The following is a 21,138-nucleotide window of genomic DNA, read 5'->3' as shown; positions in this document are numbered from 1 at the left end:
TCACGCTGCGGTGGACGTGGTCGCCGCGCGAGGTCGGCGCGCCGCGTGAGCTCGTACTGCGGCGTCGCCTGGTCGCGGGGGGGGCCCGCGGGGCGGCGGCCGGCGCCCCCCCCCGCCCGGGGGGGGCCCCCCCCCCGCGGGGGGCCCGCGGGGGGGCGGGCGGGTGCCGGCAGCGTTCTCAGCGCACTGCCTCCAGGACCTCCCCACAGCCGAGGGCGTCCGCGATCTCGCTGAGTGCGTCCTCGCCCAGCGCGCGCAGTTCCCTGGCGCTGATGCCGAGGTCGGCGACGAGTTCGGCGTCGCCCAGCGGGCCCGGTGGAACGGCCTCGCCCGAGGCGTCGGTGTCGTCATCGTCGCCGAGCTCGGGTTCACCGTCCTCCGTGCCGTCGAGGTCGACCAACCGGTCCAGATCGGCTTCCGCGTCGCGGTCCGTCAGCTCGTCCGTGAGCATCGCGCCGTACGAGCTGCGGGCGGCGGCTGCCGCGTCGGAGACGTAGGTGCGCGGGTCGTCCTCGCCGTCCACCCGGACGAGGCCGAACCACGCTTCTTCCTGCTCGATGTAGACGAGCACCGTGTCCTCGTCGACAGCGGCCTCCCGGGCCAAGTCGGCCAGGTCGGCCAGGGTCTCCACGTTATCCAGATCTGTGTCGCTCGCTTCCCACCCGTCTTCGGTGCGCGCGAGCAGTGCGGCGAAGTACACCGTGACTCTCCCACTGGTCATAGGCGTGCCGGGACCGACGGGGCCGCGCCCCGTCCCATCGGAATCGTGGCAGAAACCTACGCGCCGCGAGGGGTCTTCGGGACTGCGTCGTGCGGCTGTCCGACGCGATGTCACTGACGGATCACTGCTGGAAGCGCTCGGTTATCCGTACGTACGTTTGGTAGTTCCGTGATCACTGAGAGCGCGCTCGGAGCGGGCCCGCGCGCTGCTCAGCCGGGGTGCCGTGAGTCCGGGCCGCGGGTGGGCGCGGGGCCGCGGAAACGAATCGGCCGAACCGCGCGGCCACCGCGCGTGGCCCTCTTGTCCGGAGCCCGCACCGGCTGTCAAACGTGACCCGCGCGGGCGGTGTGTCGTGGCGCCCCGCCCCGCCCCGCCCTGTCCCGTCGCGGTGCGGGGCGGGTGCGGGTGCGTGGTGTGCGCGTGGCGTACCGGTGCGGGCCGGTCCGTCGCTACCAGCGGAAGGTGCGCATCCGCATCGCCTGGCGCATCCGGGCGGCGCGGGCGCGGCGCGGTTGGACGCGGTCCCGCAGCTCCCGTGCCTCGCTCAGTTCGCGGAGGAACTGGGCTCGCCGACGGCGTCGGTCGGCCTCGTCCTCCGGCGTTGCCTGGTCGCCGAGTTCGTCTGGGTCGGACATGACGCACCACCTCGGGGCGGAGGCCCGGCCGGGGCGGCGGGCCGGGCGTACGTGCCCACTTTCCCCCGAAACGGTGGTTTGATGCCAGTGCGGCGACAGACTGCTAGCGGCCGTACACGGCGCGGTCGCCACGCGTCCCCTCCGTTAATGTCATTGCCATGCGTATCCACGTCGTCGACCACCCGCTGGTCGCGCACAAGCTCACCACGTTGCGCGACCAGCGCACCGACAGCCCGACCTTCCGGCGGCTCGCCGACGAACTCGTCACCCTGCTCGCGTACGAGGCGACCCGTGACGTGCGCACCGAGCAGGTGGAGATCGAAACCCCGGTCACCACCACGACGGGGGTGCGGCTCTCGCACCCGCGCCCGCTGGTGGTGCCGATCCTGCGGGCCGGTCTCGGCATGCTCGACGGGATGGTGCGGCTGCTGCCCACCGCCGAGGTCGGCTTCCTCGGCATGGTCCGCAACGAGGAGACGCTCCAGGCGTCGACGTACGCCACCCGGATGCCCGACGACCTCTCGGGCCGCCAGGTGTACGTGCTCGATCCGATGCTGGCGACCGGCGGCACGCTCGTCGCGGCGATCAACGAGCTCATGGAGCGCGGCGCCGACGACGTGACGGCCCTGTGCCTGCTGGCGGCCCCGGAGGGGGTGGCGGTCATGGAGCGGGAGCTGGCGGGCTCGCCGGTGACGGTGGTCACCGCGTCCGTGGACGAGCGGCTGAACGAAAGCGGTTACATCGTCCCCGGCCTCGGCGACGCGGGCGACCGGATGTACGGCACGGCGGGCTGATCGCACCGCGAGACTGCCGGGGCTGAGCGGGCTGGGCGGGCCGAGTGGCCCGGGCGGGCTGAGGGGCCTGCCCCGCTCCGTACGCCATGCGGCGGGGCGGGCGGGCCACACCCGCGCCCGCCCCGTACGACGCGAGCACCGTACCCACGCCCGTACCTGCTCCGTACGACGCGAGCGCCATACCCACAGCCATGCACGCCCCGTACGGCACAAGGCGGGCTTGAACGCCGGGCCCGCCCCCGCCCGGCCTCACCCGCCCGCCGTGCGGCGCTGAGCGGCGCCGTGCGCGAGTGCGGGACGGTCAGCAGTCGGCGTTCGGGCGCGGGGCCGGGTGGGCCAGGGCGGTCAGGGCGCGGGTGGCGTCCTGCGGGGCGGTCAGCTTGCGGTAGGCGTCGCCGATGATCAGGTCGACGTCGTGGCCGCGGCGGGCGTCGGTCTTGGTCTGGGCGCCGGCGACATGCGTGCCGAGGACGTCGGCCCCGCCGTTCGACGCGGTCTTCGAACCGAGCAGCACGCCGGCGCCCTTGACCTTCTTGTCGTACGCGCTCGGCGCGTTGCCCACCTTGCCGACCTTGAAGCCGCGCTTGCGCAGCGCGTCGGCGGTGTCCTTGGCCAGGCCGCTGCGGGTCGTCGCGTTGTACACGTTGACCGTGATGGCCGCCGGTTTCGGCAGCGGCTTCGCCGACGGGCTCGGGGTGCCTTCCGCGGCGCAGGCCCGCTTGTCCTCCGAGGCGTGCGCGGTGCCCCCGCCGCCCGTGAACACGTCGATGAGTTGCAGCGTCCCCCAGCCGACGAGGCCGAGGGAGAGGGCTGAGCCGATGGCGGCGAATACGATCCGATGGCGGTTCTTGGGACGGCGCATCCGGGGGTATCGGTCACCCGTGATGCGGTACTTTCCGCCCATGCCGGGGGGCGTCAGCATGCTCATGTCGGCAGCGTAGTCCGGGGCGCCGCTCATGCCTACTAAATGATCAACCGTTCGAGCCCGGCCCAACCCGATCGGCGCAGCTCGTACGGGCCCACGAGCCCGTTGTCAGCGGGATCGCGGCGGCTCGACGGCGGGCCGGATCAGCCCAGTTCGAGCACGCGGGCGTGCAGCACCTGGCGCTGTTGCAGCGCGGCCCGCACCGCGCGGTGCAGACCGTCTTCCAGGTACAGGTCGCCCTGCCACTTGACGACGTGGGCGAACAGGTCGCCGTAGAACGTCGAGTCCTCCGCGAGCAGCGTTTCGAGATCGAGCTGCTGCTTGGTGGTGACGAGCTGGTCAAGGCGTACCGGGCGTGGGGCCACATCCGCCCACTGGCGGGTGCTTTCCCGGCCGTGGTCGGGGTACGGCCGCCCGTTTCCGATGCGCGTGAAGATCACACGGAAAGCCTACCGGGCCCGCGGCACCCGGCGCAGCCATGAGGACGTGGTACGGAACCGGCAAAGAGCGTCATATCGGGACCGAAGTGCGCGCACGGGTAAGGGGTTGCGGTGCTCCGACCCCTCGCGAGCACCGCCCCCCACCCCTCCGGAATGCCGTCCTCCGGCAACACGGCCACCCCATGCGGTCGCCGGCCAGCCGATGCGGAGGTCGCGGCTCCCTGCGGGGCGGGGCGGCCCGTCGGGGGCGGCTGCTCCCCGCGAGGGGGCTCGCTGCGGGGCGGGCCGGCCCCGTCTCGACGCGGGCTCCTCCCTGTGGGGCGGGGCGCGTCCTATGCCTTCCCCGAGCCCCCGCCACCCGCCTTGCCGCGCGCCGTACCGCCCGCCTTGCCTGCGGCCTTGCCACCCGCCCCGCCGCCCGCCTTGCCCGGCTTCCCCGTCCCGCCGTCCTGTTCGGCCGCCGCGCGGGCCGCCCGCTTGGCGTTCTGCTTGTACGCGCGGACCTTGGCCAGGGTTTCGGGGCCGGTGATGTCGGCGGCCGAACGGTAGGCGCCCGCCTCGCCGTACGCGCCGGCCGCCGCGCGCCAACCGGTGGGGCGCACGCCGAGTTGCTTGCCGAGCAGGGCCAGGAAGATCTGCGACTTCTGCTTGCCGAAGCCCGGCAGCTCGTTCAACCGGCGCAGCACCTCGCCCGCGTCGTCGCAGTCGCGCCACAGGGCCGTCGGGTCGCCGTCGTAGTGCTCGACCAGGTACGCGCAGAGCTGCTGCACCCGTTTGGCCATCGAGCCCGGGTAGCGGTGCACGGCGGGCTTGGCGACGAGCAGTTCGGCGAACTCCTCCGGGTCCCGCGCGGCGATCTCGTGCGCGTCCAGGTCGTCGGCCCCCATCCGCTGGGCGATGGTGTACGGGCCGGCGAAGGCCCACTCCATCGGCACCTGCTGGTCGAGCAGCATGCCGATCATGGTGGCCAGCGGGCTGCGGCTGAGCAGCGCGTCGGCGGCGGGTTCCTGGGCGAGTCGGATGCTGGTGGCCATGGGCGGTCGGGGCGCGGGCCCGGGCGGCGGTGGTCCGCCGCGCCCCGTCCTCCTCTCCTGCTCTGCTGCCGGACGGGGACGTGGCACCATCCTTATCCCGGCCCACCCGCCGCGCGACCGCGCGCCACGCCGGGCCCCTGCGCCGTACGGGGTGGCCGGGCCCGGCCTCGTACGCGCCGGCCGTTCGGCCACCCGCCAGCGCCGATCCGGCCGTACGCCGGACGCAGGAACCGCGGACCGTGGCGCGGCGGCCCGGCACCGGGCAAGATCGGATGTGCTCGCCGCCCGGCTCGGCGGGACCGACGGGGCCGGCGAGCCCGATGGGACGAGCGAGCCCCATGGGGCCGGCGAGCCCGGTGGGAACGGCGGAGGGACGGACTGCGGTGCAGGTAGTGATCTTCGGGGCGACCGGGATGGTCGGGCAGGGCGTGTTGCGCGAGTGCCTGCTCGACGACCGGGTGACCGGCGTCCGTACGGTCGGCCGCACCGCGCTCGGCCAGCGGCACGCCAAGCTCCGCGAGGTCATCCACGGCGACTTCACCGACTTGTCGGCCATCGCCGAGGAGTTGACCGGTGTCGACGCCTGCTTCTGGTGCCTGGGCATCTCGGCCGCGGGCAGGACCGAGGCGGAGTACCGGCGGGTGACGTACGACTACACGCTGGCCGCGGCCCGCGAACTCGCCGCCCGCAACCCCGGTCTGACCTTCACCTACGTCTCGGGCGAGGGCACCGACGGCAGCGGCACGTCCCGGGCCATGTGGGCCCGGGTGAAGGGCGAGACCGAGAACGCGCTGCTGGGGCTCGACGTGGACGCGTACCTGTTCCGCCCGAACTACATCCACCCCGTCCACGGCGAACGCTCCAAGACGCCGCTCTACCGCGCCGCGTACGCCGCGGCCTCCTGGCTCTACCCGGTCCTGCGCCGGGTCGCGCCGGGCCAGGTGACCACGACCGAACGGCTCGGCCAGGCGATGATCACCGTCGCCGCCCGGCACGGCGGTGGCGAACGCGTGCTGCGCAGCCGCGACATCAACCACGTCGCGGGCGGCGTGGGGACGGCCTGACGGCCCGAGCGCCGGTCACCGGCCGGCCCCTCACCACCACCCGCGGCGCGACCCACACCGATCGAGAGAGGGAGGCGGCGCCATGGGGGCGACGCAGGGGGACCAGCCGGTTCGGATGGAGGAGCCCGACAACACGGCGGTACGGGTCGCACTGTGGCGGGCGATGCACGTCAGCGACGACGCGCCGCCGCACGTACTGGTCGACGAGGTCGGGCTGCGGCTCGCCGACCCCGCGGCCGGCTGGCGGCAGCGCCCGGACATGGACCCGCAGACCACCAGCGGCTTCCGGGCGGCGGTCGTGGCCCGGGCGCGGTTCATCGAGGAACTGGTGGTGGCGGAGGCCGCGCGCGGCGTCGACCAGTACGTCCTCCTGGGCGCCGGGCTCGACACGTTCGCGCAGCGCAGGGCGGGCGTCGCCGCCCGGCTGCGGGTGTTCGAGATCGACCAGCCGGGCCTGGTCGCCTGGAAGCGGCACCGGCTGGACGAACTCGGCTACGGCGTACCCGCATGGCTGCACCTGGTGCCGGTCGACTTCGCCGCCGGCGGGTCCTGGCTCGCGCAGGCCACGGCCGCCGGCTTCGACCCCGGGCGCCCGGCGGTCGTCGTCTCCACCGGCGTCAGCATGTACCTCACCAGGGAGGTCACCGCGGCCACCCTGCGCGAGATCGCGGGTCTCGCGGCCGGTACGACGCTCGCCATGACCTTCCTGCTGCCGCCCGAACTGGTCGCCGCGGACGACCAGCCGGGGCTGCGTCGCAGCCAGCAGGGCGCGGCGGCGGCCGGCACGCCCTTCCGCAGCTTCTACGCCCCGCAGGACATGCTCGACCTGGCCACCGGCGCCGGGTTCGGCGAGGTGCGGCACGTGGCGGGTGCCTCGCACGCCGAACGCTACTTCGCGGGCCGTACGGATGGGCTGCGCCCGTCGAGCGGGGAGGACCTGCTGGTCGCGCGGGTCTGATCAGTCCCCGCCGCCGCCCCCGTCGCCACCTCCGCCATCGCCCCCACCATCGCCGCCCCCGCCGTCGCCACCGCCCCCGTCGCTGTTGCCGCCGCCGTCACCCCAGCCGTCCGCCCCGTCGGAGCCGCCGCCCGAATCCTCGCTGCCGCCGCCGATGTGGGTGAACCAGGGTTGCTCCCAGGCGATGGGCTCGCCCGGGCTCGGCGCGGGGCGGCGGGTGCCGAACCGGATCGAACCGGTGCCGTCACCCAACGCGAAGGCGATCGCGAAGAACTGGGCCACCAACGCGTCGAGCGGGTCCCTGCTCTCGTACCAGACGTCCGCGAGCGGCAGCAGCGGCCGGCCGCGGTGGTCGGCCGCCTGGGCGCGGCTCAACTCGGCCACGAGCTGCCCGTTGCGCAGCAGCCGCGAGGCCCGGCCGTTGCGGCGGCGCAGCTCCCAGTGACCCTGCGCGCTCTGGAGCGAGACGGTCCGCTGCGACTTGCGCCAACTGTGCGTCACGGACAGCGTGGCCGGCTGCTCGCCGATCGTCACGGTCAGCATCGACGCGGCGTCCCGGTGCCTGGCGGGCATCCCGTACGGGCCACGCAGCCGGATCACGGGCGTGCCGGGGCCCCACACGTCGGCCCGGACCAGCCTGCGGTCCACGGTGACGGTGATCATCTCGCCGGTGGGGCCGCTCGACTGGCGGCGGGCGATCCACAGCGGCACGCCGTCGTGCTGTGCCTGCGCCGCGAGCGCGGCCACGGCCTCGGCGCCGCCGCTCTGCGCCACGGCGAGCTGCCCCAACGCCTGCGCGAACTCCCGCGCCCGCCGTGCCTTCACGAGCATCACCGACCCCGAGGCCCGCACCACGGGCACCACTCCCCCCCCCGCGGGCCCGTCCCCGAGCACCCGCTCGGACCCACCGCCCCCCACCCACTGCCCGCGCAGGAACGCCTCGCCCATCGCCACCAGATTCAGATGCGCAAGCGCAGTGCGCCGCCCCTCGGCCCGCAACGTGAGCGTCGTCAGCTCCACGGTGCTGGCCAGCGGATTCCATGACTTCTCGGCGTAGCAGACGTCGCTCACCGGCTCCCCCTGTGGCCGCTCACGCGGCGGTCTTGTGTGTGTGGGTGGGTGGTGGGTGGTTGGTGGGTGTGATGTGGGTGTTGGGCTCTGGACGTTGGGTGTGGGTGTGGGTGTGGGTGTGATTGCGGGGTGGGTGTGGGTGTGGGTTACGGGGCGTGGGGTGGTGGGGTGGGTTTTGGTCAGCGAGAGCGTAGACGTTGGGGGGTGGGGGTGTGGTTGCTGGGTTCGGCAGGGTGTGTGGTCCGGGCCGGGCGTCCCAGGCACGGCGCACGCGCACGCAGCGCCCGGGAACGCCAAGTCACATGTCGAACTCGCCAACCCAACTGCGGTCGAGGATGCACGACGGAAGGTATTCGGACTCGACGTCGATGGGGAACCCGGCGTCGTAGGCGAGACAGGCGATGGCCAACGGGCCGAGGGCGACGGCGTCGGCGGTGGTTTCCATGCGCTCTTCGTTGGCCGTCCAGTAGGCCTTGTGGAGTTGAAGCGCTTGCACGAGCGCCGCGTTGAACCCTGCATGGTCTCGCTCAAGGAAGCGGTAGAACAGGTTGAGCGGCGGATAGAGCAATCGCAGCATGAGTTCACGGCCGGCGATCGGCGCGTCGTCGGGATCGGCCCCCTTGGACGCCCGGACGAACTTCTCACTGAGCCCCGGCCGTTCCGTCCAGTACGTCTGGAGCGAATCCACCCAGTCGTAGATGTACTCGTCGTAGGTCGCCCCCGACTTCCGCAACAGTGAAATGGGCACCTGACAGAGTTGGTCCATCCGCGGCTGGTCCCGGCAGGTGATCGCCATCCAGAAGGCGGCCAACCAGTTACCGGCATCGGTGAAGTGCTGCGGTCCGGTCGCCGGAATGGTGCGCATCTCCTCGGCGACGCGGCAGGACACGGTGGTACCGGGAGCGGCGGTGGCGGCGGCGAAGAGGGCAGAACCTACTTGGGCGGCCTGCATCCAGGCTTCCCAGGTTTCCACGCGTTCTGCGTCTGGGTCGGAAAGAAGGTGCAGGTGCGCCCTGCTCTCAAGGCTGCTGAACGTGAGGCCGAACGTCCGAGTTGATCTCTCTAGCGTCTTGATCTCATCCGCGGCTTCTTCTTCTACCATGCGGATTATTTCTGTTCGATCGACACCGGGGTGTGGGTCGTATCGGGTGATTCGAGTGGGCGTCTCTGGGGTTGAGGGTGACATCAGGTCGGGTACTCCCCCAGCCAAAGGTGATTTAGGAGAGACAAGGGGGTATAAGGGGACTCTACGTTGATGGGGAATTCGGCGTCGTAGGCGAGGCAGGCGATGGCTAGGGGCAGTGAGCCAGTTTCCGGCATTCGCGGGAGAGTGCGGACCCGTGGCGGGAATAGTCCACATCTCACCGGAAATTCGACACTCGATACTCCCTTCGGCCTTAACTGTGGAGGCAAACAGGGCGGATCCGACCTGCATCGCCGAGGTTACGGCATCCCATGTCTCAATTTTTGATGCATTGGGGTCAATGGCGCAATGGGCTTGCACGCGCATCGAAGCATGGTTCATTGCGAAATTAAACCACTGTGGCGAGTGCGTCAGCCTGCTCACAGCGCGTGCGAAATTGGCGTCGAGAGTTTCAGCGTATCCTCGGTCGTCGGGCCCAGGGCTTCCGTGTCTGGGAATGCCAACCTTCATCTTTTCCCGTTCAGTTGAGCTTGAACTTCCGCATCGCGTCACCGCTATAGGCACCGTATGAGCGCCCCACCTCCACCACCAAGAGGCCCGGTCGGCAACACCCGCCCCCGGAACCCGGCAATCCCACCCCAACCCCACCCCCACCCCCGTACCCTGACCCCACCATCAGCGGAGGAGTATCCCGTGGCCAGTGGCAGTGGCAGTGGCAGTGGTGTCGGTGCGGGTAGTGGTGCGGGTGGCCCCGCGCGGCTTGGTCGGGGGGAGCCCGCGCGGCTCATCGAGCGCTTTGGGCTTGAGCCGATACCGCGTGAGGGTGGGTGGTTCGTGCGGACCTGGGCCGGGGAGGAGCGGGGGGACGGGCGGCCCGAGGGGTCGGCCATCGTCGTGTTGTTCACCGATGAGCCCGACGGGTTCTCCGCCCTGCACCGGCTCGCCTCCGATGAGACCTGGCACTTCTACCTCGGTGAACCCTTCGAACTGCTGCTCCTCGCGCCCAACGGCTCGGCCCGTACGGTACTGCTCGGCCCCGACGTGTTCGGCGGGCAACTCGTCCAGTTCACCGTCCCGGCCGGGACCTGGATGGGCGGGGTGGTGGCCGGAGCCGGGGGCTGGTCGTTGGTGGGGTGCACCATGGCGCCGGGGTTCAGCGAGGAGACGTACGAGCACGGCGATGCGGACGTCCTGGCCGCGGCCTATCCGCAACGTGCCGAGCAGGTGCGGGCGCTGTGTCGGCCGTGAGGTGGAGTAAGCAACCTGCTGGGGAGGATGAGGAGTTGGAGAGTGGAGTGCTGCCCGACCTGCGCGGGCAGGTCGTGTTGGTGACCGGGGCCGGTGGGTGGATCGGGCAGGGGATCGCGCGGCGGTTCGCCGCCGCGGGGGCGGCCGTCGTCGCGCACTACCGCAACAGCGCAGACAGCGCCCGCGCCCTCGGCGCGGAGATCGGCGGCGCGGGCGGCGAGGCGCTGGCCATCGGCGCCGACCTGGCCGCCGAGGCCGAGTGCCGGCGGCTGGTCCAGGAGGCCACCCAGTGGCGCGGGCGGCTGACCGCGCTGGTCAACAACGCCGGCGTGCAGCCGATCCAGCCACTCGCCGGGATGACCGGCGCCGACTGGTCCGCGGTCGTCGACACCAACCTCGGCTCCACCTTCGCCTGCACCCAGGCCGCGGCCGAGGTGATGCGGGCGGCCGGCGGCGGCACGATCACGCACATCGCCTCCATCGAGGCCAGCCAGCCCGCACCGGGCCACGCGCACTACAACGCGGCCAAGGCAGCGATCGTCATGCACGCCAGGTCGGCGGCGCTGGAGTACGGTCCGTACGGAATTCGGGTCAACTCCGTCTCGCCCGGGCTGATCGAACGGCCCGGGCTCGCGGACGCCTGGCCCGACGGCGTACGGCGCTGGACGGCTGCCGCGCCCGCGGGCCGCCTCGGGCGCGCCGCGGACGTCGGCAACGCCTGCGTCTTCCTGGCCTCGCCGCTGGCCTCGTTCGTCAACGGCCACGACCTGGTGGTCGACGGCGGCGTCTCGGCCCGCCCGACCTGGTAGGCGCCCGTCACGCCCGTGCCGTACCCGCGCCGACCAACGACCGCGACCGCGACCGCGAGCATGAGCACGACCGCGAGCACGACCGAGAACGCAGCTAGGCGACGACGAGGAACGAAGGCGGGTACGGACATGGAACTGCACGGTGAGGACGTCCTGTTGAGGCCGGTGGTGGATGCCGACGCCCCCGTACTCGCCGCCATCGTGCGGGAGCCGGAAGTGGCGGCGTGGTGGGCGCCGCCCGCGGACTTCGTGGGGATGTTGGCCGTCGTGTACGTGGGTGAGGTGGTCGGCGCCGTGCAGTACGAGGAGGAGGAAGACCCGGAGTTCCGACACGCCGGCATCGACGTCTTCCTGACTTCCCGGCTGCACGGACGGGGCATCGGCACCGACGCCGTCCGTACGGTGGCGCGCTGGTTGGTCACCGAGCGCGGCCACCACCGGCTGACGATCGATCCGGCCGCCGCCAACGCCGCCGCCATCCGCAGCTACGCGAAGATCGGTTTCAAGCCGGTCGGCGTCATGCGTGCCTACTCCCGTGACCACCGTACGGGCGAGTGGCACGACGGCCTGTTGATGGACCTCCTCAGGGAAGAGCTCGTCTGATCAACCCACCGACGCCCCCACCCACTCGACACACCCCCGGCCGGCCCACCCACCTCACCCACTAACCCACCTAACCAACCCACCCAATCAACCCACCCGGCGAACCCGTCTCACCCCTCACCCACCCACGTACTCCCGCAGATGCTCGGCCGTCAGGGTGTCCCCCTTCTCGACCAGGTCGGTGGGGGTGCCTTCGAAGATGATCTGGCCGCCGGCGTGGCCGCCGCCGGGGCCGAGGTCGATGAGCCAGTCGGCGTGCGCCATCACCGCCTGGTGGTGCTCGATGACCACGACCGTGTTGCCGGCATCCACCAACTGGTCGAGCAGCGCGAGGAGTTTGTCCACGTCGGCGAGGTGGAGGCCGGTGGTCGGTTCGTCCAGGACGTACGTGGAGGACTTCTCCGCCATGTGGATGGCGAGCTTGAGGCGTTGGCGTTCGCCGCCGGAGAGCGTGTTGAGCGGCTGGCCGAGGCGCAGATAGCCGAGGCCGACGTCGTTGAGGCGGCCGAGGATGGTGTGGGCCTGGCCGGTGGGGAAGAACGCGTACGCCTCGGCGATCGACATGCCGAGCACCTCGCTGATGTTCTTCTCGCGCAGGGTGTACGTCAGCACCTCCGGCGTGAACCGCTTGCCCTCGCACTCCTCGCAGGTGGAGGCCACGCCGGCCATCATGGCCAGGTCGGTGTAGACGAGGCCGAGGCCGTTGCAGTTCGGGCAGGCGCCCGCGGAGTTGGCGCTGAACAGGGCCGGCTTGACGCCGTTGGCCTTGGCGAAGGCGGTACGGATCGGGCCGAGCAGTCCGGTGTAGGTGGCCGGGTTGGAGCGGCGGGAGCCGCGGATCGGGGACTGGTCGGCGACGACCACGCCCTCCCGGCCGCTCAGATAGCCGTGGATCAGCGAGCTCTTTCCGGAGCCGGCCACCCCGGTCACCACCGTGAGCACGCCCTCGGGCACCTCCACGTCGACGTTCTTCAGGTTGTGCGCGTCGGCCCCGCGGATCGACAGCCAGCCGCGCGGCGTCCGCGGCCGTTCGCGCAGCCTCGCGCGGTGGCCCAGGTGGCGGCCGGTGAGCGTGCCGGAGGTGCGCAGCCCGGGCACGTCGCCCGCGTAACACAGGTGCCCGCCCTCGGAACCCGCGCCGGGGCCGAGGTCAACGACGTGGTCGGCGATGGCGATGACCTCCGGCTTGTGCTCCACGACCAGCACCGTGTTGCCCTTGTCGCGCAGCCGCAGCAGCAGGTCGTTCATCCGCCGGATGTCGTGCGGGTGCAGGCCCACCGTCGGCTCGTCGAAGACGTACGTCACGTCGGTGAGGCTGGAGCCGAGGTGGCGCACCATCTTCACGCGCTGCGCCTCGCCGCCGGACAGGGTGCCGGACGGGCGGTCCAGGCTGAGGTAGCCGAGGCCGATCTCGACGAGGGAGTCCAGGAGGTCGCGCAGCGCGGTGACGATGGGGCCGACGGAGGCGTCGGCGATGCCGCGGACGAACGTGGCCAGGTCGCTGATCTGCATCGCCGAGCACTGCGCGATGTTGACGCCGTCGATGGTGCTGGACAGCGCGGCGGCGTTCAGCCGGGAGCCGCCGCAGTCCGGGCAGCTCGTGAAGACCACCGCCCGGTCCACGAAGGCGCGCAACTGGGTCTGCATCGTCTCGCGGTCCTTGGTCAGGTACACCCGCTGCACCTTGGTGACCAGGCCCTCGTAGGTGATGGTGTGCGAACTCGTCTTGATCTTGGTGCTGGGCTTGTGGAGGAAGTCCGCCCACTCCGCCTCGGTGAAGTCGGCCAGCTTGGTGTCCGGGTCGTACAGGCCGGAGTTCGCCATCACCTGCCAGTACCAGGAGTCGACCGCGAAGCCGGGCACGGTGATCGCGCCCTCGTTCAACGACTTGGTGCGGTCCACGAGTTGGTCGACGTCGACCGTCGACACCTCGCCGACGCCCTCACACGCGGTGCACATGCCCTCGGCGACGTTGAAGCTGAACGCGCTTGAGGTGCCGATGTGCGGGGTGCCGAGGCGGCTGTAGATGATGCGCAGCATCGTGTACGCGTCGGTGGCGGTGCCCACCGTGGAGCGCGAGTTGGCGCCCATCCGCTCCTGGTCGACGACGATCGCCGCACTCAGGTTGTGCAGCGCGTCCACGTCCGGCCGGCCCAGGCTCGGCATGAAGGACTGGACGAACGCCGTGTACGTCTCGTTGATCAGCCGCTGTGACTCGGCCGCAATGGTGCCGAAGACCAGCGAGGACTTGCCGGACCCGGAGACCCCGGTGAAGACCGTGAGCCGCCGCTTGGGCAGATCGAGCGAGACCTCGCGCAGATTGTTCTCCCGCGCGCCGCGGACCTGGATGACGCTGTGCTGGTCGGCGGGGGTGAGCGGAGCGAGCGGGGTGGTGGGGGCTGGGGTGGCTATCGGGGCGGGTGCGCCTTCGGTCGGCGCGGCTGCGGCTGCGGGTTCGCGGGCGGGCTGGGGCGGTACGGCGGGCATGGCGGATCTCCTTGTTTCCCGCGCCGGCGGGACGGCAGTACGCGGTGCGGCGGCTCGACGGTTCGGCAGTACGGCTCGACGGTTCGGCAGTGCGGCGACACGGCAGTACGACGACCGGACGGCGCGGCGCTGCGGTGGCGCGGGCGCGGGGGAGCGGAAAAGCGGGACGGTGCGCAGACATTACCCCGTCCGGCGCCGATCCGTGCATTCTTTCCGGCTCCCGGATACCGCTTCGGCATTCCCGCTTTCGCCCTCCGGAACGTACGTTCTCGCCTGTCGGAATATCTCCCGCAAATGTCCCGGTCGCGGGCCGTGAATGACCTCGACGTGCGGTATTTCGGGAGCGCTCTTACGGGACCTGCGGTGGCGCCGCGGTCGGGCCCGGCGGCGGACCCGGTGGCGGACCCGCGCGACGCCGGTTCCGGGTCTAGCTACACGGCGCTGACCAGCAGTGATGGCCTCGCCGCGGTGGGATGTTGAGACGGGTTGGGGTGTACGAGCCGAGGCCGGAAGCGCCTCTTCCGGTGGCCCGCTCCGGTCCCGTCTTACGGGGTGCGGGCGGCCTCGATGTCCGGGCTCGCAGATTCCTCTCCCGTACGGCAGGTGATCGGCCGGTGGCCGTCCGCACAGTGCGGCCGAGCCGCTATCGAGGAACCGTCGGGGAGTCATCGCAGAGCCATCGCTGAACCGCCGCGGAAGAGCTATCGGAATGCGTGCCTCCGCGCGCGGAATTACGGGCGAGTGGTTAGCGTGAAGGCCGGACCCGTTCAAGGTCTGGGCGGGCCGGGCGAGCGAGAGGACGTGAGGGGCCATGGCCACCTACCCGGAAGGGGTGCCGTGTTGGGCCGACGCCATGTTCACCGACCTGGAGGGCGCGAAGGCGTTCTACGGTGACGTCCTGGGCTGGACGTTCGGCGAGAGTTCCACCGAGTTCGGCAACTACACGCAGGCGTACGTGGGGGACCAGGCCGTGGCCGCCGTGGTGCCGCCGATGCCGGGCTCCGAGGAGAGCTCCGCCTGGTGCCTGTACTTCGCGTCGGACGACGCCGCCGCGACCGCCGCCCGGATCAGGGACAACGGCGGCGAGGTGCTGATGGGGCCGATGCAGGTCAGCGACTTCGGCACGATGGTGCTCGCCCGCGACCCGGCCGGCGTCGCCTTCGGCGTCTGGCAGGGCAACCGGCACCAGGGCTTCGACAAGGTCGGCGACGTCGGCGCGTACTGCTGGGCCGAGGTCTACACCCGCCAGCCGGAACAGACCGACGCCTTCTTCACCGCCGTCTTCGGCTACCGGGCCCAGCGCGTCGACGACGACCAGATGGACTTCAAGATCTTCACGCCGGCCGGTCAGGACGGCGATGCGGTGCTCGGCCGCGCGGCGATGGGCGAGGACTTCCCGGCCGAGGCCCCGGCCCACATCAAGATCTACTTCGCGGTGGCCGACTGCGACGCCGCCGTCACCCGCGCCACCGCCCGCGGCGCCAAGGTCCACTTCGGCCCGCTGGCCACCCCCTTCGGCCGCTTCGCCTCCCTCGGCGACCCGCAGGGCGCGGCCTTCGCGGTGATCGACCCCAGCAACACGGAGGGGGAGATGCCGAGGATGAAGGACGCGTAGGGGTGCGCCCGGGCGGCGCGGGGTGGGCGCCGCGCATGACTTCGGACCGTATGCCTCCGGCCCGTACGTCCCTGGCTCGTACGGGCCGCAGCGGTCATCCCCACACTGGCCGTCCCCCGCGGCTGCCGTTCCCACCCCCGGCGCCGTGATCACTCCCGTACGGCCGTGGCCTTGAAGAACGTGTAGTGGAAGGTGCCGCCGGGCTCCGCGGTCCGGTGGAGTTCGGTGAGGCCGCGGTCCCAGTCGGCGGCGGTGGTGAGGCCGCTGGTCAGGGCCTCGTCGCGGACCGCGGCGACCATCGGGATGAAGGTGTTGCGGGTGAAGCCGGCCATCAGGGGGGGGCGGGTGGCGTCCGCGTAGACGGTGCGCGGGTGGACGGTGATGCCGGCGTACCCGGCGGCGGTCAGCAGCGGCTGGAGCGCGCGGCCCAGCAGGGCGTTGCCGCCGCCGGCCGCCTGGAGGCTGACCAGGTGGCCGATGGCGGCCCGCGCGGCGGCGCCGTCCGGGTGGAAGAACGCCGAACCGTGGTCGCCCTCGATCACCGTCAGCGTGCCGCCGGGCCGCAGTACGCGCCGCAGCCCGGCCAGCGCGCGCTGCGGGGCGCGCAGGTGCTCAAGGACGAAACAGACGAAGACGTGGTCGAACGACGCGTCCGGGAACGGCAGGTCGAACAGGTCCGCCCGACACCACTCCACCGCCGCCCCCGGCGCCTGCCCGCGCACCCGCTCCCTGGCCTGCGCGAGCGACGCGGCGCTGTGGTCGACGGCCACGATGCGCGCCCCCGGGCTGCCCGCCACCAGGTGCACGGTCTGCGCCCCCACCCCACAGCCCACTTCGAGCACGCGGCTGCCGGCCGGGTACGCCGTGCCCGCGTGCAGCAGGGCGGCCAGGGTGTCCGCCTGGTCCCCGAGGCGCTTCGCCTCCTGGCCGGAGTAGCCGTGTACGTAGCTGGCGGGGGCCGGGGCCGGGCCCGGGGTCGGGGCCGGGGCGGGAGGTGTGGCGATGGTGCTGGGTGGCGGGTGCGGCGTGTGGGTGGGTTGGTCCATGGGGGCAGCTTGCCGGCTGTGGTGGGGGGTTGACCATGGGGGCGCGGCTGGCTGTCCCGTGGCGGTGGGGGACCGCTCCCGCGGGGGCGCCGCCCAGCGGTGGGTGGGGGTGCCGCCCGACGCCGGGCGGGGGGGGGGGCGCCGCCCAGGGGTGGGGGGGGGTGTTGCTCAGCGACGGGTGGGAGTGGGCCGCCGCGGTGAATCACCGCACGATGACGCTCACCGAAGCGGTCACACCGACCGCCACGATCACGCCGCGCAGCACCGCCGGCGAGAGCTTGCGGCCGATGCGGGCGCCGATCAGGCCGCCGAGCGTCGAACCGACGGCGATCACGGCAGCCGCGGCCCACGACACGTCCGCGACGACGATGAACACCACGGCGGCGACCGCGTTGACCGTACAGCTCAGCACGTTCTTGACGGCGTTCAGACGTTGCAGGTCCTCGTCGAGGAAGGCCCCGAACAGGCCCATCATCAACACACCCTGCGCCGCCCCGAAGTACCCGCCGTACACGCCCGTACCGAGCACCCCGCACCACACCGGCATGCCGCCGTCGGCGTGCTTGGTGCCGTCCTTGCGGCTGCTCAGCCAGCGGTTGAGGCGCGGTTGGAGGAGGACCAGGGCGCAGGCGGTGAGGATGAGCACCGGGAGCACGGCGTCGAAGGTCGAAGCGGGCAGTTTGAGCAGCAGCAGGGCGCCGGTGAGCCCGCCGATCAGCGAGGCGGCGGCGAACCGCAGCACCCGCGACCGCTGGCCGCGCAGCTCGCGCCGGTAGCCGTAGGCGGCGCTCGCCGAGCCCGGCACCAGCCCGATGTTGTTCGAGACGTTGGCGATCACCGGCGGATAGCCGAACGCCAACAGGGTGGGAAAGGTGATCAGCGTGCCGGACCCGACGACCGCGTTCATGCCTCCGGCCACGACGCCGGCGGCTCCGATGGCCACCGCCTCCAGCGCTTCCACGGCTCACCTTCCGTCTCCTCGCGGCACCGGCGGCCCCGGCCCCTGTCGGACCCGGCATGACCGGCCCCGCAGAGATCGTCTGCCGCGCCACAAGCCCCGTCAATCCTCAACTTTGCTTGCGGGGGTCCCAGCGGGGGCTTGGTGGTCGGTCGGCCGCGACGGCCGGGCCTGGCGGCTGCGTCTGGAGGCTGGGTCTGGAGGTGGGACGGGTGTCGGCGGTGGGTGTGCCGGTGGCGGTGGGCGGGACGGGTGTCGGCGATGGATGTGGCGGTGGCGGTGGGTGTGCGGTGGGTGCACCGGCGTCGGCGGTGGGTGTGCCGCGGTACGGGCCCGGGCGGCGGATGCCCCGCCAGCAGTCTCAGCAGCCTGCGGTACGAGCCCCGGCGGCGGACGCGCCCCCCAGTAACCCGGCACCGCCCCAGTAACCCGGCGCCGCCCCAGCAACCGGCGGTACGACCCCAGCGCCGAGCGTGCCGCGGACAGCGCCTACTCCACCCGCTGCTCCATCCCCACCGCACCGACCACTGCCCCGGCCCCGGCGCTGGCGCCGGCCCCACTCTCCGTAGGAGTACGGGCCGCCGCGACCCCCGCCCCACTCTCCGTACGCGTACGAGCGAGAGCGCGGGCACCTCCCCCGGCCCCGTCTGCCCGCTCGGCCCGCTCGCCCCGCTGTCGGGCGGTGGTCCGGACCGCGGGCACGCTGTCCATGGCGACCTGCGCGTACTCCGCCAACCTGCGGGTCAGCCCGGAGACCTCCGCGCACAGCGTCTCGTACTCGATCATCTCGTCGGGCGTCCACGGGTCGCTCTTGTCGGCCAGTCGCTCCGTGCGGGTCTTGGCGACCAGCGTGGCGTCGATGGCGTCGAGCGCGGCGTGCAGCCGCACCAGGACGTCACCGGGCGCATCCATCAGCAGGATGCCGAGTTGCTCGGCCGTGGGCAGCGCGGGCACCTGGTGGTCGGCCCAGCAGTCGCCCCACAGCCGGTGCCTACGGGCCTCGGGCATGCCGTCCTCGTAGACCGTGACCTGCCCGTACGCGTCCCGCCCGATGCGCACCCCGGTACGGACGGCGAGGTCGGTGACCATCTCGCGCAGGCCGTCGCCGTTGTCGTGCATGTGGGCGCCGAGTTCGATGAGTTGGCGGGAGCGGTCGGAGACCGGGGGCAGATGGGCGAGGCCCTCCTCGTCCATGGCGACCTCGGGGTTGGCCGCCGTGATCCGGAACTCGTGGGGCGACGCCTGACAGGCGGCCGTCACCAGCGCGACCGTGGCGGCATCGGCCCACCAGGCGACGAAGGCGCGGGCGGTCTGCTGGTGCCGGCGTGCGGAACGCGCCGCGAGCCCCGAACGCGCGGAGGCAAGCGCCGCCGAAGGCTCGTAGACGCTGCGCCCCTCAGCCTGCTGCGCGACCACCAACTCCTCATCCACACCATGCAGTTCGGCCTCCCGCTGTTCCTCGGCCTCGGCTTCGGCGACGAGTGCGAGGGCCGCCGAACGCAGGTCCCCGAGCAGCGCGTCCACGGCCCCCGGGTCCAACGCGGCCCGCACCCGAGGCGCCTCGGCGATGTGCTGGGAGTCATGCGGAGCGGGACCTTGCACGGGAAGCACCTCCGGTCAGCGGAACCAGCCACCAGGTTCACCACCGCGCCAAGCTAGGCCCCGCCCCCCACCCCGAGCACCCCCCAGCCCCCGCACTCACCCGTACGGAGGAAATGCCTGGCCGGCGGGGCATACGGGGGTGTGCAGGGTGCTGCTGGTGTGGAGGGTGGGGTGGGTGTGGGGCGTACGGGATCGGCGTGGTGCGGACGACTGCGTGTCACGCTCAACGCGCGGGGGAGCGGGGAGATCCCCGGGATCGCCCGCTACGGGCTTGCGCACCAACTGCGCGGCACCGAAAGCCCCGGGCTCCCGCGGCCAACCGTGCCCCCGGGCCACCCCCACCCCTACACCAACCCCACCAACCCCCCGTACTCCTCACTCCACAAGTCCTCATCGCCGTCCGGCAGGATGAGGACGCGGTCCGGGCGGAGGGCCGTCAGGGCTTGTGGGTCGTGGGTGACCATGACGATCGCGCCGGGGTAGGTGGCGACCGCGGTTAGGACCTCGTCGCGGGAGGCGGGGTCCAGGTTGTTCGTCGGCTCGTCCAGGAGGAGGACGTTGGCGCCGGAGTGGACCAGGCCGGCCAGCGCCAGTCGGGTCTTCTCGCCGCCCGAGAGCACCCCGGCCGGCTTGTCCGCGTCGTCGCCCGCGAACAGGAACGAGCCCAGTACGCGCCGTACTTCGCCGTCCGTGAGCTGCGGCGCGGCCTCCGCCAGGTTCTCCCGTACGGTGCGGGCACCGTCCAACGTGTCGTGCTCCTGCGCGAAGTAGCCAAGGCGCAGGCCCTGGCCGGGCACGACGCGGCCCGCGTCGGGGGTCTCACGCCCCGCGAGCAGCCGCAGCAGCGTCGTCTTGCCCGCGCCGTTCAGGCCCAGCACGACCAGCCGGCTGCCGCGGTCCACAGCCAGGTCCACGCTGGTCAGCACCCGGTGGGCGCCGTACAACTTGGTCAGGCTGACCGCCCCCAGCGGCGTACGGCCGCACGGTGCCGGCGCCGGCAGCCGGAACCTGGCCACCTTCTCCTGCCGCCGCGCCGGCCGCGTCTCGGCCAGCATGCGGTCGGCGCGGCGCGCCATGTTCTTCGCGGCCACCGCCGTCGACACCCGCGCCCGCATCGCGTCCGCCTGCGCGTGCAGCGCCGCCGCCTTGCGCTCTGCGTTCGCCCGCTCCCGGGCGCGCCGCCGCTCGGCCGCCGCCTGCTGTGTGAGGTACGTGCGCCAGTCGGTGTTGTGCACGGTCAGCGTGGCGCTCGCGGCGTCCAGGTGGAAGACGCGGTTCACCGTGTCGGCCACCAACTCCGTGTCGTGGCTGATCAGTACGAGCCCGCCCGGGTACGCGGCCAGGTACGACCGCAGCCAGCCGACCGAGTCCGCGTCCAGGTGGTTGGTCGGCTCGTCCAGCAGCAGCGTGCCCTGCCGGCCGAACAGGATGCGGGCCAGTTCGACGCGGCGCCGCTGCCCGCCCGACAGGTCGCCGACCGGGTGGTGCAGGACGCGTTCGGGCAGCCCGAGCCCGGCCGTCACCCGCGCGGCCTCGGCCTCGGCCGCGTACCCGCCGCACGCCTGGAACTCGGCCTCGGCCCGCGCGTACGCGTCCATCGCCCGCTGCTGAGCCTGCGCGCCGGCCGCATCGGCCATGGCCTGCTCGGCGGCGCGCAGCGCGCGCACGGCGACGTCCATGCCGCGGGCGGCGAGCACGCGGTCGATGACGCTGGTGGCCGGGGCGGCGGCGCGCGGGTCCTGCGGGAGGTAGCCGACGGGGCCGGTACGGGTGATGGCGCCGGCGCCGGGCCGGCCCGGCCCCGCGAGCAGCGCGAGCAGCGTGGACTTGCCGGCGCCGTTACGGCCGACCAGGCCGATGCGGTCGCCGGGGGCGATGTGGAGGCAGACGCCGGCCAGCAGGAGGCGGGCGCCTGCGCGTACGTCGAGGTCGCGCACAGTGATCACGGGAGAACGCTCCGGATGAGCAGAAGGACACACGGGTG

19 protein-coding genes are annotated in these 21,138 nt (G+C 72.5%); 7 read left to right on the top strand and 12 right to left on the bottom strand.

The window, feature by feature from the left end; genetic code table 11:
- Nucleotides 1-178: 178 nt before the first annotated feature.
- Together AAHZ94_RS02025 and AAHZ94_RS02020 are read right to left on the bottom strand one after the other, a co-directional pair.
- Nucleotides 179-721 (bottom strand): tRNA adenosine deaminase-associated protein, encoded by a 543-nt coding sequence (locus AAHZ94_RS02025; protein WP_349990084.1) that lies wholly within the window; start codon nt 719-721, stop codon nt 179-181.
- Nucleotides 722-1,170: 449 nt separating this feature from the next.
- A complete protein-coding gene (locus AAHZ94_RS02020; protein ID WP_349990083.1) occupies nt 1,171-1,356 on the bottom strand; it encodes a hypothetical protein in 186 nt (61 codons plus the stop codon).
- A gap of 158 nt (nt 1,357-1,514) precedes the next feature.
- On the opposite strand from AAHZ94_RS02020, the gene upp reads away from it, so the two are divergent.
- Nucleotides 1,515-2,150, top strand: a complete 636-nt coding sequence (upp, locus tag AAHZ94_RS02015; RefSeq protein WP_349990082.1) for a uracil phosphoribosyltransferase — start codon at nt 1,515-1,517, stop codon at nt 2,148-2,150.
- Between the two features lie 301 nt (nt 2,151-2,451).
- Here the strand turns inward: upp and AAHZ94_RS02010 are convergent, their stop codons facing one another.
- From AAHZ94_RS02010 to AAHZ94_RS02000, 3 genes are all read right to left on the bottom strand, one after another.
- The gene (locus AAHZ94_RS02010; RefSeq protein WP_349990081.1) at nt 2,452-3,078 is read right to left on the bottom strand and encodes a LytR C-terminal domain-containing protein; all 627 of its coding nucleotides are present in this window, start codon (nt 3,076-3,078) and stop codon (nt 2,452-2,454) included.
- Between the two features lie 140 nt (nt 3,079-3,218).
- Nucleotides 3,219-3,515, bottom strand: a complete 297-nt coding sequence (locus tag AAHZ94_RS02005) for a type II toxin-antitoxin system VapB family antitoxin (RefSeq protein WP_349990080.1) — start codon at nt 3,513-3,515, stop codon at nt 3,219-3,221.
- A 332-nt stretch (nt 3,516-3,847) separates the two neighbouring features.
- Complete coding sequence (locus AAHZ94_RS02000) at nt 3,848-4,549, bottom strand: HhH-GPD-type base excision DNA repair protein (protein WP_349990079.1); 702 nt, start codon at nt 4,547-4,549, stop codon at nt 3,848-3,850.
- A 383-nt stretch (nt 4,550-4,932) separates the two neighbouring features.
- Between AAHZ94_RS02000 and AAHZ94_RS01995 the strand changes: the two genes are divergently transcribed.
- Both AAHZ94_RS01995 and AAHZ94_RS01990 read left to right on the top strand, forming a co-directional pair.
- The gene (locus tag AAHZ94_RS01995; protein ID WP_349990078.1) at nt 4,933-5,613 is read left to right on the top strand and encodes an NAD(P)H-binding protein; all 681 of its coding nucleotides are present in this window, start codon (nt 4,933-4,935) and stop codon (nt 5,611-5,613) included.
- An 82-nt stretch (nt 5,614-5,695) separates the two neighbouring features.
- Nucleotides 5,696-6,571: a class I SAM-dependent methyltransferase gene (locus tag AAHZ94_RS01990; protein ID WP_349990077.1), complete on the top strand. Its 876-nt coding sequence runs from the start codon at nt 5,696-5,698 to the stop codon at nt 6,569-6,571.
- Here the strand turns inward: AAHZ94_RS01990 and AAHZ94_RS01985 are convergent, their stop codons facing one another.
- Together AAHZ94_RS01985 and AAHZ94_RS01980 are read right to left on the bottom strand one after the other, a co-directional pair.
- Nucleotides 6,572-7,642: a hypothetical protein gene (locus tag AAHZ94_RS01985; protein ID WP_349990076.1), complete on the bottom strand. Its 1,071-nt coding sequence runs from the start codon at nt 7,640-7,642 to the stop codon at nt 6,572-6,574.
- A 298-nt stretch (nt 7,643-7,940) separates the two neighbouring features.
- Nucleotides 7,941-8,744, bottom strand: coding sequence for an immunity 49 family protein (locus tag AAHZ94_RS01980; protein ID WP_349990075.1), 804 nt, complete (start codon nt 8,742-8,744; stop codon nt 7,941-7,943).
- 828 nt (nt 8,745-9,572) lie between these two features.
- Between AAHZ94_RS01980 and AAHZ94_RS01975 the strand changes: the two genes are divergently transcribed.
- The 3 genes from AAHZ94_RS01975 to aac(6') all read left to right on the top strand — a co-directional run bounded on the left by AAHZ94_RS01975 (nt 9,573) and on the right by aac(6') (nt 11,446).
- Complete coding sequence (locus tag AAHZ94_RS01975) at nt 9,573-10,034, top strand: cupin domain-containing protein (RefSeq protein ID WP_349990085.1); 462 nt, start codon at nt 9,573-9,575, stop codon at nt 10,032-10,034.
- 35 nt (nt 10,035-10,069) lie between these two features.
- On the top strand, nt 10,070-10,843 hold the full coding sequence (locus AAHZ94_RS01970) for an SDR family NAD(P)-dependent oxidoreductase (RefSeq protein ID WP_349990074.1): 774 nt from the start codon (nt 10,070-10,072) through the stop codon (nt 10,841-10,843).
- A 129-nt stretch (nt 10,844-10,972) separates the two neighbouring features.
- A complete protein-coding gene (aac(6'), locus tag AAHZ94_RS01965) occupies nt 10,973-11,446 on the top strand; it encodes an aminoglycoside 6'-N-acetyltransferase (protein WP_349990073.1) in 474 nt (157 codons plus the stop codon).
- A 117-nt stretch (nt 11,447-11,563) separates the two neighbouring features.
- Here aac(6') and AAHZ94_RS01960 read toward each other — a convergent pair whose 3' ends face one another.
- Nucleotides 11,564-13,933, bottom strand: a complete 2,370-nt coding sequence (locus AAHZ94_RS01960; protein ID WP_349990072.1) for an ATP-binding cassette domain-containing protein — start codon at nt 13,931-13,933, stop codon at nt 11,564-11,566.
- An 811-nt stretch (nt 13,934-14,744) separates the two neighbouring features.
- Here AAHZ94_RS01960 and AAHZ94_RS01955 point away from each other — a divergent pair.
- Nucleotides 14,745-15,548 carry a VOC family protein gene (locus AAHZ94_RS01955; protein ID WP_349990071.1) on the top strand — a complete coding sequence of 268 codons (804 nt, stop codon included), beginning with the start codon at nt 14,745-14,747 and terminating at the stop codon, nt 15,546-15,548.
- A 149-nt stretch (nt 15,549-15,697) separates the two neighbouring features.
- Here the strand turns inward: AAHZ94_RS01955 and AAHZ94_RS01950 are convergent, their stop codons facing one another.
- The 4 genes from AAHZ94_RS01950 to AAHZ94_RS01935 all read right to left on the bottom strand — a co-directional run bounded on the left by AAHZ94_RS01950 (nt 15,698) and on the right by AAHZ94_RS01935 (nt 21,100).
- Entirely contained in the window at nt 15,698-16,594 is an 897-nt protein-coding gene (locus tag AAHZ94_RS01950) for a methyltransferase domain-containing protein (protein ID WP_349990070.1), read from the bottom strand.
- 202 nt (nt 16,595-16,796) lie between these two features.
- Nucleotides 16,797-17,555: a sulfite exporter TauE/SafE family protein gene (locus AAHZ94_RS01945; RefSeq protein ID WP_349990069.1), complete on the bottom strand. Its 759-nt coding sequence runs from the start codon at nt 17,553-17,555 to the stop codon at nt 16,797-16,799.
- Between the two features lie 486 nt (nt 17,556-18,041).
- Entirely contained in the window at nt 18,042-19,154 is a 1,113-nt protein-coding gene (locus AAHZ94_RS01940) for a hypothetical protein (protein ID WP_349990068.1), read from the bottom strand.
- A 344-nt stretch (nt 19,155-19,498) separates the two neighbouring features.
- Nucleotides 19,499-21,100 (bottom strand): ABC-F family ATP-binding cassette domain-containing protein, encoded by a 1,602-nt coding sequence (locus AAHZ94_RS01935; RefSeq protein ID WP_349990067.1) that lies wholly within the window; start codon nt 21,098-21,100, stop codon nt 19,499-19,501.
- Between the last annotated feature and the right edge of the window lie 38 nt (nt 21,101-21,138).

The organism is Streptomyces sp. HSW2009 (genome assembly GCF_040240285.1).
In the GTDB taxonomy this organism is placed as follows: domain Bacteria; phylum Actinomycetota; class Actinomycetes; order Streptomycetales; family Streptomycetaceae; genus Streptomyces.
The sequence above is the reverse complement of the archived record's forward strand: the minus strand, read 5'-3'. Positions and strand labels throughout refer to the sequence as shown.